General features: G+C 72.9%; 17 protein-coding genes. 11 read left to right on the top strand and 6 right to left on the bottom strand.

Annotated elements, in window-relative coordinates; genetic code table 11:
- Positions 1 to 28 precede the first annotated feature (28 nt).
- Complete coding sequence (locus ASC82_RS17785; RefSeq protein ID WP_056648745.1) at positions 29 to 445, top strand: MerR family transcriptional regulator; 417 nt, start codon at positions 29 to 31, stop codon at positions 443 to 445.
- A gap of 131 nt (positions 446 to 576) precedes the next feature.
- Here ASC82_RS17785 and ASC82_RS17780 read toward each other — a convergent pair whose 3' ends face one another.
- Positions 577 to 1422, bottom strand: a complete 846-nt coding sequence (locus ASC82_RS17780; protein WP_056648743.1) for a hypothetical protein — start codon at positions 1420 to 1422, stop codon at positions 577 to 579.
- A gap of 266 nt (positions 1423 to 1688) precedes the next feature.
- Between ASC82_RS17780 and ASC82_RS17775 the strand changes: the two genes are divergently transcribed.
- Complete coding sequence (locus ASC82_RS17775; protein WP_056648741.1) at positions 1689 to 1940, top strand: hypothetical protein; 252 nt, start codon at positions 1689 to 1691, stop codon at positions 1938 to 1940.
- 151 nt (positions 1941 to 2091) lie between these two features.
- Here the strand turns inward: ASC82_RS17775 and ASC82_RS17770 are convergent, their stop codons facing one another.
- The gene (locus ASC82_RS17770; protein ID WP_056648739.1) at positions 2092 to 2676 is read right to left on the bottom strand and encodes a TIGR03086 family metal-binding protein; all 585 of its coding nucleotides are present in this window, start codon (positions 2674 to 2676) and stop codon (positions 2092 to 2094) included.
- A gap of 135 nt (positions 2677 to 2811) precedes the next feature.
- Here ASC82_RS17770 and ASC82_RS17765 point away from each other — a divergent pair, with 135 nt between their 5' ends.
- Together ASC82_RS17765 and ASC82_RS17760 are read left to right on the top strand one after the other, a co-directional pair.
- On the top strand, positions 2812 to 3684 hold the full coding sequence (locus tag ASC82_RS17765) for a helix-turn-helix domain-containing protein (protein WP_056649538.1): 873 nt from the start codon (positions 2812 to 2814) through the stop codon (positions 3682 to 3684).
- Positions 3685 to 3699: 15 nt separating this feature from the next.
- Positions 3700 to 4254 (top strand): GNAT family N-acetyltransferase, encoded by a 555-nt coding sequence (locus ASC82_RS17760; RefSeq protein ID WP_056648737.1) that lies wholly within the window; start codon positions 3700 to 3702, stop codon positions 4252 to 4254.
- A 163-nt stretch (positions 4255 to 4417) separates the two neighbouring features.
- Here ASC82_RS17760 and ASC82_RS17755 read toward each other — a convergent pair whose 3' ends face one another.
- Complete coding sequence (locus ASC82_RS17755) at positions 4418 to 4867, bottom strand: GNAT family N-acetyltransferase (protein ID WP_056648735.1); 450 nt, start codon at positions 4865 to 4867, stop codon at positions 4418 to 4420.
- 129 nt (positions 4868 to 4996) lie between these two features.
- Between ASC82_RS17755 and ASC82_RS17750 the strand changes: the two genes are divergently transcribed.
- A complete protein-coding gene (locus tag ASC82_RS17750) occupies positions 4997 to 5848 on the top strand; it encodes an NAD(P)H-binding protein (RefSeq protein ID WP_056648732.1) in 852 nt (283 codons plus the stop codon).
- Between the two features lie 96 nt (positions 5849 to 5944).
- The gene (locus tag ASC82_RS17745) at positions 5945 to 6682 is read left to right on the top strand and encodes a Mut7-C RNAse domain-containing protein (RefSeq protein ID WP_056648730.1); all 738 of its coding nucleotides are present in this window, start codon (positions 5945 to 5947) and stop codon (positions 6680 to 6682) included.
- 49 nt (positions 6683 to 6731) lie between these two features.
- Here ASC82_RS17745 and ASC82_RS17740 read toward each other — a convergent pair whose 3' ends face one another.
- Together ASC82_RS17740 and ASC82_RS17735 are read right to left on the bottom strand one after the other, a co-directional pair.
- Entirely contained in the window at positions 6732 to 7217 is a 486-nt protein-coding gene (locus tag ASC82_RS17740; protein WP_056648728.1) for a MarR family winged helix-turn-helix transcriptional regulator, read from the bottom strand.
- Between the two features lie 30 nt (positions 7218 to 7247).
- On the bottom strand, positions 7248 to 7823 hold the full coding sequence (locus ASC82_RS17735) for a hypothetical protein (protein WP_242427698.1): 576 nt from the start codon (positions 7821 to 7823) through the stop codon (positions 7248 to 7250).
- Positions 7824 to 7910: 87 nt separating this feature from the next.
- Here ASC82_RS17735 and ASC82_RS17730 point away from each other — a divergent pair, with 87 nt between their 5' ends.
- Complete coding sequence (locus tag ASC82_RS17730) at positions 7911 to 8246, top strand: YnfA family protein (RefSeq protein ID WP_056648726.1); 336 nt, start codon at positions 7911 to 7913, stop codon at positions 8244 to 8246.
- A gap of 65 nt (positions 8247 to 8311) precedes the next feature.
- On the top strand, positions 8312 to 9076 hold the full coding sequence (locus ASC82_RS17725) for an SDR family NAD(P)-dependent oxidoreductase (protein ID WP_024757855.1): 765 nt from the start codon (positions 8312 to 8314) through the stop codon (positions 9074 to 9076).
- Between the two features lie 87 nt (positions 9077 to 9163).
- Here the strand turns inward: ASC82_RS17725 and ASC82_RS17720 are convergent, their stop codons facing one another.
- The gene (locus tag ASC82_RS17720) at positions 9164 to 10357 is read right to left on the bottom strand and encodes an RtcB family protein (protein ID WP_056648724.1); all 1194 of its coding nucleotides are present in this window, start codon (positions 10355 to 10357) and stop codon (positions 9164 to 9166) included.
- A gap of 174 nt (positions 10358 to 10531) precedes the next feature.
- On the opposite strand from ASC82_RS17720, the gene ASC82_RS17715 reads away from it, so the two are divergent.
- The 3 genes from ASC82_RS17715 to ASC82_RS17705 all read left to right on the top strand — a co-directional run bounded on the left by ASC82_RS17715 (position 10532) and on the right by ASC82_RS17705 (position 13751).
- A complete protein-coding gene (locus ASC82_RS17715; RefSeq protein WP_056648722.1) occupies positions 10532 to 11503 on the top strand; it encodes a hypothetical protein in 972 nt (323 codons plus the stop codon).
- 122 nt (positions 11504 to 11625) lie between these two features.
- Positions 11626 to 12360: a DUF3558 family protein gene (locus ASC82_RS17710; protein WP_056648720.1), complete on the top strand. Its 735-nt coding sequence runs from the start codon at positions 11626 to 11628 to the stop codon at positions 12358 to 12360.
- Positions 12361 to 12503: 143 nt separating this feature from the next.
- Positions 12504 to 13751: a DUF2637 domain-containing protein gene (locus tag ASC82_RS17705; protein ID WP_079039334.1), complete on the top strand. Its 1248-nt coding sequence runs from the start codon at positions 12504 to 12506 to the stop codon at positions 13749 to 13751.
- Positions 13752 to 13765: the final 14 nt, after the last annotated feature.

The raw sequence follows: 13765 nt of genomic DNA, 5'->3' as shown, positions 1-13765 counted from the left end.
AAGGACGTCACGCGTGAGCGGAGTACGAATGGCCGGCGAACCCATGCAGATCGGCGAGGTCGCCGCACGGACGGAACTGTCCCTGCGCACCATCCGCCAGTACGAGGACAACGGCCTGGTGGTCCCGTCCGCCGCCTCCCCCGGTGGATTCCCCCTCTACACCGACGCGGACGTCTCCCGGCTGATGGTGATCCGCCGGATGAAGCCGCTCGGCTTCACCCTCGACGAGACCCGCGAGCTGCTCACGGCCGTGGACCTGCTCACCGCCGACCGCCCGGGCACGGACACGGAGCTCACCCCGGAGGACCGCGCCGCGCTCGTGACCCGCGTCCGCCGCTACGAACAGGCGGCCGCGGAGCGGGTCACCGAGCTGCGGACCCAGCTGGCCCGGGCGGAGGAGTTCGCCACGTCCCTCCGCAGTCGCCTGACGTCCACGCCGGTCTGATCCGGAGCCCTCATCCGCAGCTCCTCTTGTCCGGAGCTGTTGTCCGGGAGCTGTTGTCCGGAGCCGTTGTCCGGAGCCGCTATCCGGAGTCGTTGTCCGGAGTCGTTGTCCGGAGTCGTTGTCCGGAGTTCTTACGCGGCCAGGGCCTCCGCGAGCTCGCGGAAGAAGCGGGCGTACGCGGCCGGGCTCGGCGGGGTCTCGGGATTCCACGCGGCGAGCCGGGTGCCGGGCGGGGTCTCGTACGGCGGGACGGCGTGGAAGCGGTTGTCGAAGAGGACCAGATCGGGACGGAGCTCGGCGGCACGACCCCAGTCGGCGGTGAGCCAGTTGGCGCCGGGCCCCGGGCCGGGGTCGAGCAGCCGGACGCCGAGCGCCGCGAGGCGCGCCAGCTCGGGCCAGGCCTGCGGGCGGGCCAGATGGACCTGGTCGGGGCCGGCCCCGGAGAGCGCGAGCACGGCGAGCCCGGTCCGCCCCGCGACCCCCCGGAGGAAGTCCTCTGCCCCCGCCAGCTCCCCGAGGTCCCCCGCCTCGGCGTCGCCACCGCCCTCGGCGCCGAGCGAGGCGCCCAGCTCGCGGAAGCGGTCGAGGATCTCCGGGAGGGTGAGCTCGTTGCCGACGGAGAGCGCGGCGAGCGGCACCCCGAGCCGGTCGGCGACCGCCTCGTCCAGTGCGTACGGGCTCTTCCCGTCGTAGGTGACGTCGACGATCACGTCCGGCCGCAGCTCCCGCAGGAGCTCCTCGTCCAGGGCCCGGCCGGGACCGAGGTACGGCACCCCGGCCGCGTCCAGGCCGCCCGCCTTGGCCGGGTCGTACCCCGGGCCGTCGTGCCCGGAGCCGTAGACGGCGACCGGTGTCACCCCCAGGTCGAGCAGCGCCGCCCCGGCCCGTACGTACGCGACGACCCGCTCCGGCACGCGGGCGGCCCCCAGCTCCGTACCCCTGTCGTCCGTGAATCCCCATGGCTGCACTGCGGACATGCGGCTGCTCCCTCCCCGGCCGAGACTGCCTCCTCCGCCACCTTGGAACGGTTCCCCGGCCCGCACAAGAGGGCCTGCGACCACCTGTGGACAACCCCGCCGGCGGCCCGGGACTTTGGTCCCGGACCCCCTGCCGAAAGTCCCCCGGTGTGGTGTTAACTGAACAGGTCGGGAGGAAGCAGTAGGAATCGCCAGCGCCTTCGTGCCCGCGCGCCACCTGCCGGGGCGCAGCGCGTACGGACGGCCCTCACGCCATGGAGTGAGCCATGTCCTTGCCCGGCCAGTTCGCCGACCCCCGTGTGATCACGCTCTTCGGTCTGCTCGCCGCCTCGACGGCGGTGTGGCTGACGCTGGGCCTGCGGGCCCGTGCCCGGGCGCGCCGCGACGACCGGGCGGCCGGCCCGCTGGAGCGCGTCTGGCACCCGCAGGAGTCGGTGCCGCTGACCCCCGCGGAGGAGCACGCCTTCGGCCAGGTCGTCTCCCGCCTCTCCCTGGGCTCCCCGGGCCGCCTGCGCTGAGCCGCGGACGACGGAGCGGCCGACCGCCACGGACGGGCGGGCGGCCGCCACGGACGGCGGGCGACCGAACGCCACGGACGGCGGGCGGCCGAACGGCACGGACGGCGGCTGTCGAGCCCCGCGGGCGACGGGCGGCCGCCCGGGCGACGGCTCAGACCGCCCAGGCGCGCGGGTCGCGTCCCGTCGTCGCGAGGAGCCGTTCGAAGTCCGTCGCCCCCTCCGGCAGGTCGACGCCCTCCCCGAAGACGTTCATCTTCCGGGCCATGGGCGCCATCCGCTCCACCTCCTCCACCAGACCGGCCACCACGGCCGGGTCCGGCTCGAAGCCGCGTCCGGTGGCCCGGGCCAGGTCCCAGGCGTGCACGGTCAGGTCGAGCAGGACCATCGACCCGACCGTCCGCGCGGGCAGCCCCATGGCCCCGGAGGTCCCCTCCTCCGCGCCGGGCGCCGCCCAGGCGGTGACCAGCTTCCCGGTCTCCACCGAGAACCGCTCGCGCCAGCCGTCCTCCGCGAGCCGGTCCGGGGTCGAGGCGAAGTCGGCCGGTTCCTTGGCCGCGAGGGCCTGGAAGTTCACGACGACGGCGAAGAGGTGGTTGAGCAGGGCGCGCACGTCGTACTCGGCGCAGGGCGTGGGCGCGCCGAGCGAGTCGTCGGCGGTGGCGCCGACCACGGGTGCGGCGTGCGCGGCGGCGGTGCGGAGCAGATCGGCGATGCGGGGCGTGGCGTCGGAGGTCATGCGTCGACGCTAGAGAACCCGCCCGCCCGGGTCTTGAAGAAACGCGCCGCGACCGGCCGCCGCCCCCGAAAGATCCCTGAGGGAAGCCCCCGAGCGGCCATCGAAGAGCCCCAGGGCGCGCCTAGCATGCGGCTCATGTCCGCTGCCTCCGCCCCGCGCCGGGACACCAGGGGGATCGTCGACCCCGCCGAGCTGCTCACCCGCGTCCGCTTCCGCCGCCACGCCCCGGCGCCGGAGCTGCGGCGCTATCTGGAGCACTACTGGCTGATCGACTGGGAGCTGACGGAGCCGTACGCGACCCATGTCGTCCCGCACCCGTCGGTGAACGTCGTCTTCCAGCGGTACGGCCCGCTCGACGGCCCGCCGCATGCCCCGGCGGAGGCCTCCGCCGAGGTCGCCGGGATCGGGCTCGGCCTGTTCACGCAGAAGCTGGCCGGCGTGGGCCGGGTCTGCGGGGTGCAGTTCCGGCCCGGCGGTTTCCGGCCCTTCGCGCCCGCGTGGCCGGTCTCGGCGTGGACGGGCCGCCGGGTTCCCCTCGCCGAGGTGTTCGCGACGACGGGCGGGGAAGAGGGGTGCGATCCGCTGTCCGCGGTCCTCTCCCCCGACGCCGACCACGCGCGCGTGGCGGCGCTCGACGCGTTCCTCCTGGCGCACGGTCCCGCGCCCGACCCGGCCGCCGAGCAGGCCATGGAGCTCGTGGAGCTGATCCGCTCGGACCGCGCGCTCCGCAGGGTGTCACGGCTGGCCGCCGCCTCCGGCCTGTCGGCCCGCTCGCTCCAGCGCCTCTTCGCCGCCTGCGTCGGCGTCGGGCCGAAGTGGGTCATCCTGCGCTACCGCATCCACGAGGCCCTGGAGCGCGCCGAGGCCGCCGGACCGGCGGGCGCCCCCGACTGGGCCGCGCTCGCGGCGGAGCTCGGCTACAGCGACCAGGCGCATCTCGTACGGGACTTCACGGCGACCATCGGGGTGCCGCCGACGGCGTACGCCCGTGGAGTGTCAGTGCCCTGACCTACCGTACGGACCATGGACGACTACACCTCTCCCGTACGCCTTGAGCCCTGGTCCGAAGAGGACGCGGGGCTGCTGCGCGCGCTGAACGCGCCGGAGCTGATGGGGCACCTCGGTGGCCCGGAGACGGAGGAGCAGCTCGTCGGCCGCCACCGGCGGTACGTGGCGCTGAGCGCCGACGACACGGGTGCGGGGCGGATGTTCCGGATCCGGTTGCTGCCGGACGACGTGGTGGTGGGCAGCATCGGTTTCTGGGCGCAGACCTGGGACGGCGAGGCGGTGTACGAGACGGGATGGACCGTGCTGCCGGGCTTCCAGGGCCGGGGCGTCGCGACGGCCGCCACGCGCGCGGTGGCGGCGGAGGCCCGGTCCGCGGGGCTCGGCCGTCATCTGCACGCGTTCCCTTCGGCGGACAACGCCGCTTCGAACGCGGTGTGCCGCAAGGCGGGTTTCGAGCTGCTCGGGGAGCGTGACTTCGAGTACCCGCCGGGCCGCCCGATGCGCTGCAACGACTGGCGGCTCGACCTGGGGCCGGCCCCTGACCTCGCCCCGGGCCTCGCTCTCGGCTAGGGCGTGTTTCGAAAGTAGCGTCGTCTGCCCGAAGGGCAGGCCTGGCGGCGTCTGGTGCGGGGCGATCCCGACAACGCGGCGTGGGGGCACCTCCCGTGCCCGAAGGGCTACGGGGGAGTGCGTGCCAGGCGTCGCCAGGCAGGCGGGACTTTCGAATCACGCCCTAGGAGGCGTCTTCCTGCCCGGTGATCGGCCGGGTGAAGTGGAAGGCGACGATGTCGAAGCGCTCGCGCAGGTAGAAGCGGTGGGCTCCGGTGCGGTGGGTGCCGGAGTCGAGGTTGAGCTCGTGGCAGCCGGCCGCGCGGGCGTGGCCCTCCAGGTGGGCGACGAAAGCGTGGCCGACGCCGGTGGAGCGGTCGGCGGCGGCGGTCACCAGGTCGTCGACGTAGAGCTTGCGCAGGGAGCTGGTGTTGTTGACGATCCGCCAGCCCGCGGCGCCGACGCAGTGCCCGGCGTCGTTGTAGGCGGCGCTGAACCGCAGCCCCTCGGGGTGCCCGGCCTCGTACACCTCGCGGAAGAGCTCCGGGGTGAGGTGGGGGCGGAGTTCGGAGAGGACCGGCAGGAGGTCGGTCTCCAGCCGGGGGTCACCCGGCTCGAGGTTGATGATCTTCATGCCGGGAAGGTACCCCAGGTTTTTTTCAGGGTTGACGGACGAGGGACACTCGCGGATATTTATCTGCGTGGCGCAGAGTCTTCTCTGTGCAGCGAATCTCGCGATCCCCCTTCCCGAAAGGACACCCTCATGTCTGTTCTCGTCACCGGCAGCCGCGGCCGCGTCGCCTCCGCCCTGATCGGCCTGCTCGACGCCGCGGGCGTCAAGGTCACAGCCGCCTCCAAGAACCCCGTCGACCTCTCCCCACCGCCCGGCGTCGCCACCGTGCGCTGCGATCTCACCGACCCGAGCACCTTCGACACCGCCCTGACCGGCGTCGACGCCGTCTTCCTGTACGCGGAGGCCGCGCACGCCGGCACCTTCGCCGACCGCGCCCGGGCCGCCGGCGTCGAGCACGTCGTGCTCCTCTCCTCCAGCTCCGTCCTCGCCCCGGACGCCGACGGGAACGCGATCGCCGCCTCCCACCTCGCCGCCGAGCGCGCCCTGTCCGCCGTCGCCGCCACCGGAGCCTTCGAGGCCACCTACCTCCAGCCGGGCGCCTTCGCCTCCAACGCCCTGCAGTGGTCCTGGGCGCTCCGGGACGGCCGCGCACCGGCCCTGCCGTATCCGCACGCGTACGGGGATCCGATCCATGAGCGCGACATCGCCGAGGCCGCGCTCGCCGTGCTCACCGAGCCCCGGCTGCGCGGCTCCTCCTACGTCCTGACCGGCCCCGAGTCGCTGGACTTCACCGAGCAGCTCGCGATCCTGGCCGAGGTGACGGGCCGCCCCGCGCCCCACACCGTGCCCACGCCCGAGGAGTGGAAGGAGTCCGTCGCCGGATTCATGCCGGAGACCTTCGCGGACGCCCTCCTCTCCTACTGGGCCGCGCACGACGGCCGGCCCACACCACTGACCGGCACCGTCGAGGAGCTGACGGGCCACCCCGCCCGCACCTTCGCCGCCTGGGTCGGAGACCACGCCGCCGCCTTCCGCCCCTGACCGGCCCACCGGCGGAACCGGCCCGCGCTCCCCGCTCCCCGCCACCCGGGGCGAATCTCCTGGCCCCCGCCCGGCCCCCGGTGCCATCCTGTCCCCGTGAACGGACCGGAGATCCACATCAGATTCGCCCCCGGCCTGCGCGTCTTCGTCTCGGCGGAGCGACGCTCGGGACACACCCCCGTGGCCACCGACGGCACCTCCTCGCTCGGGCACGTGGTGGAGTCGCTCGGCGTGCCGCTCACCGAGGCGGGACGGCTCCTCGTCGACGGCCGCCCCGTGGACCCGTCACACGTCCCGGCCGCGGGCGAGACGGTCGAGGTGGAGGACGTCGCCCGCCCCCAGCCGGTGCCGGGCGCACCGCTCCGGTTCCTGCTCGACGTCCACCTCGGCACGCTGGCGCGCCGGCTGCGCCTGCTCGGCGTGGACGCGGCGTACGAGAGCGAGGACATCGGCGACGCCGCCCTGGCCGCGCTCTCCGCGCGCGATCAGCGGGTCATGCTCTCGCGCGACCGCGGCCTGCTGCGCCGCCGTGAGCTGTGGGCGGGCGCCTATGTGTACAGCGACCGGCCGGAGGACCAGCTCCGCGACGTACTGGAGCGGTTCGCGCCGCCGCTGGCGCCCTGGACCCGCTGCACCGCGTGCAACGGGGAGCTGTCCGACACCGACAAGGACGCGGTCCGCGAGCGGCTGGAGCAGGGCACGGAGAAGACGTACGACGTCTTCGCGGAGTGCGTGGAGTGCGGCCGGGTCTACTGGCGCGGCGCCCACCACGCCCGCCTGGAGGCGATCGTCTCCGAAGCGGTCCGCGAATTCGGCGGCGCGACGGCCCACTAGGCACCGGACAGCGGCCGGACGATCCCTCGGGGCCGCCCGGCCGCCCCCGTCAGTCGAGCTCGCCGCCGCGCAGCCGCTCGACCTGGGCGGCGCTGACCTCGACGGTGCGCCGCATGTGGGCGATGAGGAGGGCGACCTCGGCGTCGCTGTACACGTCGAACATCGTGCCCCAGGTCCCGTTGAGCTTCCGCCACAGAGCGGCGAGCTCGGCCATACGCTCGGGCACGAGCGCCACCAGGACGCGGCGCCGGTCCTCGGTGTCCCGCTCGCGCGTCACGTACCCGGCCCGTTCCAGCCGGTCGACGAGCCGGGTCGCGGAGCCCGTGGTGAGCCCGGTCAGCTCGGCCACCCGGCCGGTGGTGACCGGCCGCTCCTCCAGGCTGAGCAGGTTCAGGCACTGCACGTCGGTCGGGTGGAGCCGCAGGTGGTCGGCGACCGCCTGGTTGAAGAGGGCGTAGGAGGCCATGTAGCGGCGGGCCTCCCCGTACAGCTCGGTCATCAGCGCCTCGCGCCGGGCGGAACTCTTCTGCGGCATGCAGAAATTGTACGAACCAGGCACCGGCCGTCAGAAGACGTACGGGTCCCCGGTGGCGAGCACGAGGACCCGGTGCCGGTCGTTGCCCGGATTCCGGTCGGCCGCCGCCCCGTCCCGCCAGGCCGTGGCGATCTCCACGGTCAGCTCGTCCGGAAGGCCCGCGGTCCGCAGGTCGAGCGCCAGCTCGCCGACGTCGCCCGCGGCCCGGAGCTCGCCCGTCCGGCAGGACACCACGCGGTCACTGCTCCACAGGCAGGCCGTCGGCAGTTCCTGGCCCCCGGCCATCGGCTCGGAGAAGGCGAGGCGGACCGTCGCCTGGGAGAGATCGGAGGGCCCGTGGTTCTCACTGACCAGCCAGACACCGACCCGCCCGTCCCACAGGGAGACATGACCGTGATGGGCGAGATCCGCCTCGACCCCGCCCCCGGCCTCCGGCCCTACCCCGACCTCGGGCCCGACCCTGACCTCGGGCCCGACCCTGACCTCCGGCCCTACCCCGATCACCGGCCCTACGCCGGCCTCGGGCCCCACGGCACCGGCGCTCGCACCCGCCCCCGCACCCATCACCGCCGAAGCCGCGAGCACGACCCCGAGCACAGACTTCACGATTCCACGCATATCCTCAAAATACCCACAGATCATCCCATCTTCTGACAACCTGTCAGCCAGCGTGTCTCATGGCACCCTGCTCCCATGCTCGTCGCCCGCTCCGCCGCCCTCTTCGTCCTCGCCGCCCTCTTCGAGATCGGCGGCGCCTGGCTCGTCTGGCAGGGCGTGCGAGAGCACCGCGGCTGGATCTGGATCGGCGCCGGCGTCCTCGCCCTCGGCGTCTACGGCTTCGTCGCCACCCTCCAGCCCGACGCCGAGTTCGGCCGCATCCTCGCGGCGTACGGCGGCGTGTTCGTCGCGGGGTCGCTCGCCTGGGGCATGGCCGCCGACGGCTACCGGCCCGACCGCTGGGACGTGATCGGCGCGCTCGTCTGCCTCGTCGGCATGGCCGTGATCATGTACGCCCCACGCGGCCGCTGATCCGGGCGCCCACCTATCCTGACCGGGCGATGCACGTAATCGACCACCTGCGCGAGGAGCACGCCATGACCGCCCCCGGTACCCCCATCGCCGTCATCACCGGAGCGAGCAGCGGAATCGGCGCCGCCACGGCCAAGCAGCTGGCCGCCGCCGGCTACCGCGTGGTGCTCACCGCCCGCCGCAAGGACCGCATCGAGGCGCTCGCCGCCGAGATCAACGACGCCGGCCACCAGGCCACCGCCTACGCCCTCGACGTCACCGACCGCGCCGCCGTCGACGAGTTCGCCACCGCCTTCCGCGCCCTGGCGGTCCTCGTGAACAACGCCGGCGGAGCCCTCGGCGCCGACTCCGTCGCCACCGGCGACCCCGAGGACTGGCGCCAGATGTACGAGGTCAACGTCCTCGGCACCCTCCACATGACCCAGGCCCTGCTTCCCGCCCTCACCGCGAGCGGCGACGGCACGGTCGTCGTCCTCTCCTCGACCGCGGGCCACTCCACCTACGAGGGCGGCGCCGGCTACGTCGCCGCGAAGAACGGCGCCCGCGTCCTCGCCGAGACCCTCCGCCTGGAGATCGTCGGCACCCCGGTCCGCGTCATCGAGATCGCCCCGGGCATGGTCAAGACGGACGAGTTCGCCACGACCCGCTTCCGCGGCGACACCGACAAGGCCGCCAAGGTCTACGCGGGCGTGGCGGAGCCGCTCACCGCGGACGACGTGGCCGACACCATCACCTGGGCCTGCACCCGCCCCCCGCACGTCAACATCGACCTGCTGGTCGTCCGCCCCCGCGCCCAGGCCTCCAACACGAAGGTCCACCGCGAGCTGTAGAAGGCGGCAGCGGAAAGGGGCCGGTGCACGGCACCGGCCCCCGAAGGCTCCCCCCGAAGCCCTCCCCCGAGGAAAACCCCTCGCGGCTCAACCCTTCACACAGACGACCTGCTTCAGCTTGGCGACGACCTCCACCAGGTCCCGCTGCTGCTCGATCACCTTCTCGATCGGCTTGTACGCGCCGGGGATCTCGTCCACGACGCCGGAGTCCTTACGGCACTCCACGCCCCGCGTCTGCTCCTCCAGGTCCCGCGTCGAGAAGCGCTTCTTCGCTGCGCTCCGGCTCATCTTCCGGCCCGCGCCGTGCGAGGCCGAGTTGAACGACGCCGCGTTCCCGAGGCCCTTCACGATGTACGAGCCGGTGCCCATCGAGCCCGGGATGATCCCGAACTCCCCGGAGCCGGCCCGGATCGCACCCTTCCGGGTGACGAGCATGTCCATGCCCTCGTACTGCTCCTCCGCCACGTAGTTGTGATGGCAGGAGATGACCTGGTCGAAGTCGACCCGCGCCTTGCGGAACTCCCGGCGGACGACCTCCTGGAAGAGCGCCATCATGATGGCCCGGTTGAACTTCGCGTACTCCTGCGCCCAGAAGAGGTCGTTGCGGTAGGCCGCCATCTGCGGGGTGTCCGCGACGAAGACGGCCAGGTCACGGTCGACGAGCCCCTGGTTGTGCGGCAGGTTCCGGGCCTCGCCGATGTGGTACTCGGCGAGCTCCTTGCCGATGTTCCGGGAGCCGGAGTGCAGCATGAGCCACACCGCGCCGGAGTCGTCGATACAGAGCTCGACGAAGTGGTTTCCGGATCCGAGCGTTCCCATCTGCTGCTCCGCCCGGCCCCGACGGAACTTCACCGGATCGGCGACCGTGTCGAACCGCGACCAGAAGTCGCCCCACCCCGCCGTCGGGAACTTGTACAGCCGCCCCGGGTCCACCGCCTCGCGGTGCAGCCCGCGCCCCACCGGGATCGCCTGCTCGATCTTCGACCGCAGCCGTGACAGATCGCCCGGCAGGTCGTTCGCCGTCAGCGAGGACTTGACCGCCGACATGCCGCAGCCGATGTCGACGCCGACCGCCGCCGGACACACCGCCCCCTGCATCGCGATCACCGAACCGACCGTCGCACCCTTGCCGAAGTGCACGTCCGGCATCACGGCCAGGCCCTTGATCCACGGCAGCGTCGCCGTGTTCCGCAGCTGCTGCATGGCGCCGTCGTCCACCATGGAAGGATCGGTCCACATCCGGATGGGCACGTTCGCCCCCGGTACCTCTACGTACGACATACTTCCTCAATTCCCCCGATAAGTCTGATAACGCAAAAACCGGAGCCAAAGCCCGTACAGGTGACAGCGGACCGGCATCAACAGCTGCGTGTGCGATAGACATTGTGTCCACCGGCCGGCTTCGCGCGGCAAACAGTTTTCGGGAAAGACTTCGGGAGAAGGGAGCCTGGGACCGTGCAGCGAAAGAGGTACGCCCCCGGCCGCACCGGGTCCACGGCGCGTACCGCCACCGTCCTGACCAGCATCCTCGGGCTGGGCCTCGGACTGGGCCTCACGGGCTGCTCGGCGGGCCCCACGACGGACGACATCGCCGTCGACGCCAAGGCCGGCCCCGTCTCGCCCGTCGCGCCCCCCGGCCGCTACCGCACCCTCTTCGAGCCCTGCGGCTCCGTCCCGCAGGCCATGCTGAAGGACCTGCTCCCCGGCGCCGCCGCCCTGGCCGACGCCGAGCGCGGCAAGGCGTACCGCGGCGTCGCGGCCGTCACGTACGACACCGACCGGCGCGTCGGCTGCACGTGGAAGGCCGACAGCCCCGAGATCTCCCACCGGCTCGTCCTCGACATCGAACGGGTCGTGTCGTACGACCCCGCCATCAGCGACGACGCCCGGGCGCAGGAGGTGTACCTCCGCAAGCAGCTCGCGGCGGGCATCCCCGTACCCCCCACGACCGCGCCCACGACCCCGCCCGCGCCCACCGGCACGGCCACGGGCACCGCCACCGGCACCGGCACCGGCACGGCCGACCCCAAGAGCACCGCGAGCACCACAGGCGCCGCGAGCACCACGGGCACCACCGCTCCGCCGAGCAAGACCCCGCCGCCCGCCACCGGCTCGGCGCCGGGCGCATCCTCCACGGGAGCGGCCTCCGGCGGCCCCACCCCGACCCCGACCTCCACCTCCACCGGCCTGGAGCCCCGCGTCCTCGACGGTCTCGGCGACATCGCGTACGTCGACGACGCCCTGAGCGCCGCCAGCGCGAACGGCCACCAGCGTGCCGTGAGCGTGGTGTTCCGCACATCCAACGTCATCGTGACCGTCTCCTACCGGGCGCAGACCACCGCGTCCTCGGAGGCCCCGGACAGCAAGGAACTGCAGGACAAGGCCCGGAACCTGGCCCGGAGGCTCGCCGAGCGCCTGGAGGAGTAGCCGTTCGCGGACGATCCGTGAGCGGACGGCGACCACGTAACGTGTCGGCGTACCCGTGGCCGCCCGATGGCCGTGGCCGCCGACCGGCCGGCCGGACCGTACGACAAGCGACTGAAGGAACCATGCAGCGATCAGCCTCGCGACTCTCCCGCATACTCGCCTGCGCAGCCGTCCCGGTGATGCTCGTCGCCGCCGGCTGCTCCTCCGACTCGGGCGGCAGTGGCGACTCCGGCACGAAGGGACAGGACAAGACGTCCGCGTCGGCCTCCGCCGCGCCCAAGCCCTCGCCGACGCCGACGGTCGAGCCGGCGAAGTTCGCGAAGCTGCCCGAGGTGTGCAAGGCGATCACCGCCAAGACGACCGCGTCCCTGGTGCCCAAGGCGAAGAGCAAGAAGGGCACGCCGGCCGCCTCCAGCGACCTGGCCAGCCGCGGCGGCTGCTCCTGGAACGGTCTCGACGACAACGGCGTGGACGGTTCGCAGTACCGCTGGCTCGACGTGTCGTTCTACCGGTACGAGTCGGACGTCTCGCTCGGCAGCGGCGAGGACCGCGCGCGGGAGAACCTGACGAAGGAGCTCGCCAAGGTCCAGGAGACCCCCGGCGCGAAGAACGTCCGCACCGCGACGGCCTCCGGCATCGGCGAGGAGGCGAAGACCGTCGCGTACAAGCTGCGCAAGACGGACGAGGACTTCGTCTACGCCTCCGTCGTCGCGCGCACGGGCAACGTCCTGGTCCTGCTCTCGTACAACGGCGCCGGTTACGCGGGCGCCGACGCCCCGTCCGACAAGAAGGTCATGGACGGCGCGGTGAAGGCGGCCAAGGAGGCCGTGGCCGCCGTCGCGGCAGCCAACAAGTAGCCGGCGGGTAGCCAACAAGTAGTCACAAACCAGCGCAGACGGACACGCCGGCGCGGAGCCCGTCCCTCCCCCGAGGGCCGGGCTCCGTGTGCATGTGCCACTCTGTGCGCGCGAGATGTCGTTTGACGGGGAGGGGATCGCGGGTGGCCGCGATGCAGCTGACACGCACACACCGAATACTCATCGGCCTCGTCATCGGCGGCGCGCTGATCATCGCGGGGATCGGATTCGCGGGTTCGTACGCCGCGGTCCGCGAGCTCGCCATGGACAAGGGCTTCGGCACCTTCTCGTACTTCTTCCCGATCGGCATCGACGCGGGCATCTGTGTCCTGCTCGCGCTCGACCTGCTCCTGACGTGGCTGCGCATCCCGTTCCCGCTGCTGCGCCAGACCGCCTGGGTGCTGACGGCGGCGACGATCGCGTTCAACGGCGCGGCCGCCTGGCCGGACCCGCTGGGCGTCGGGATGCACGCGGTGATCCCGATCCTGTTCGTGGTGGCCGTCGAGGCCGCGCGTCACGCGGTGGGCCGCATCGCGGACATCACGGCCGACAAGCACATGGAGGGCGTCCGGCTCACGCGCTGGCTGCTCTCCCCGGTGCCGACGTTCCGGCTGTGGCGCCGGATGAAGCTCTGGGAGCTCCGCTCGTACGAGCAGGTCATCAAGCTGGAGCAGGAGCGCCTGATCTACCAGGCACGGCTCCAGGCCCGTTTCGGCCGTAGCTGGCGCCGCAAGGCCCCGGTGGAGGCGCTGATGCCGCTGCGTCTGGCGCGGTACGGGGTGCCGCTGGCCGAGACGGCCGCTGCGGGCCTCGCGGCGGCCGGTATCGAACCGGCTGTGCTGCCTCCGCAGCCGCAGCAGGCGGCGGTCCCGATGGCGGCACCGTTGGCCGTCCCGGCGGCGGTCGGGGCGCCCGCGCCCCAGCAGCTCCCCCAGCCGCGGCAGCCCCAGCAGCAGCCGCAGCCCGGGCTCCCCGAGGGCGAGCCGAACCACGAGAGCCCGTGGTTCGACGCGCAGCAGGTCTCCCCGGAGTCGTACGAGGGCACGTACAACCCTCAGATCGTGGAAGGCCTGGAGCCGACGCCGGTCCCCGTGCCGATGGGGCCGGAGGACGTCCCCGCGCCGGGCCCGGAGCAGTTCGTCGAGTACCCCGAGTACGTCGAGCGGCAGGAGCCGCAGGTCGACGAGTTCGAGGACGTCGTCTACAAGGTCCTGGGGGCGTACGTGCTGGAGCACGAGCAGCTCCCCGCCGAGGCCGAGCTGGCGCAGCTGGTGGCCGAGCAGTACGGCCTCCAGGAGTTCCCCGCCACCGACATCGACCTGCTGCGGCAGGCGATCCCGAGGGCGCAGGCGCGGGTCCAGGAGGCCCGGGCCGACGTCGACACCCCGTAGGTCCATGTGAAAGG

It is taken from the genome of Streptomyces sp. Root431 (assembly GCF_001426585.1).
Lineage (GTDB): Bacteria > Actinomycetota > Actinomycetes > Streptomycetales > Streptomycetaceae > Streptomyces > Streptomyces stackebrandtii.
This window is presented reverse-complemented; position numbering and strand designations above follow the sequence as displayed.

What these genes read in the sequence shown, in the direction of transcription:
- ASC82_RS17785 (WP_056648745.1), top strand. Translation starts at nt 29, where the DNA reads ATGGCCGGCGAACCCATGCAGATCGGCGAGGTCGCCGCACGGACGGAA.
- ASC82_RS17780 (WP_056648743.1), bottom strand. Translation starts at nt 1,422, where the DNA reads ATGTCCGCAGTGCAGCCATGGGGATTCACGGACGACAGGGGTACGGAG.
- ASC82_RS17775 (WP_056648741.1), top strand. Translation starts at nt 1,689, where the DNA reads ATGTCCTTGCCCGGCCAGTTCGCCGACCCCCGTGTGATCACGCTCTTC.
- ASC82_RS17770 (WP_056648739.1), bottom strand. Translation starts at nt 2,676, where the DNA reads ATGACCTCCGACGCCACGCCCCGCATCGCCGATCTGCTCCGCACCGCC.
- ASC82_RS17765 (WP_056649538.1), top strand. Translation starts at nt 2,812, where the DNA reads ATGTCCGCTGCCTCCGCCCCGCGCCGGGACACCAGGGGGATCGTCGAC.
- ASC82_RS17760 (WP_056648737.1), top strand. Translation starts at nt 3,700, where the DNA reads ATGGACGACTACACCTCTCCCGTACGCCTTGAGCCCTGGTCCGAAGAG.
- ASC82_RS17755 (WP_056648735.1), bottom strand. Translation starts at nt 4,867, where the DNA reads ATGAAGATCATCAACCTCGAGCCGGGTGACCCCCGGCTGGAGACCGAC.
- ASC82_RS17750 (WP_056648732.1), top strand. Translation starts at nt 4,997, where the DNA reads ATGTCTGTTCTCGTCACCGGCAGCCGCGGCCGCGTCGCCTCCGCCCTG.
- ASC82_RS17740 (WP_056648728.1), bottom strand. Translation starts at nt 7,217, where the DNA reads ATGCCGCAGAAGAGTTCCGCCCGGCGCGAGGCGCTGATGACCGAGCTG.
- ASC82_RS17730 (WP_056648726.1), top strand. Translation starts at nt 7,911, where the DNA reads ATGCTCGTCGCCCGCTCCGCCGCCCTCTTCGTCCTCGCCGCCCTCTTC.
- ASC82_RS17725 (WP_024757855.1), top strand. Translation starts at nt 8,312, where the DNA reads ATGACCGCCCCCGGTACCCCCATCGCCGTCATCACCGGAGCGAGCAGC.
- ASC82_RS17720 (WP_056648724.1), bottom strand. Translation starts at nt 10,357, where the DNA reads ATGTCGTACGTAGAGGTACCGGGGGCGAACGTGCCCATCCGGATGTGG.
- ASC82_RS17710 (WP_056648720.1), top strand. Translation starts at nt 11,626, where the DNA reads ATGCAGCGATCAGCCTCGCGACTCTCCCGCATACTCGCCTGCGCAGCC.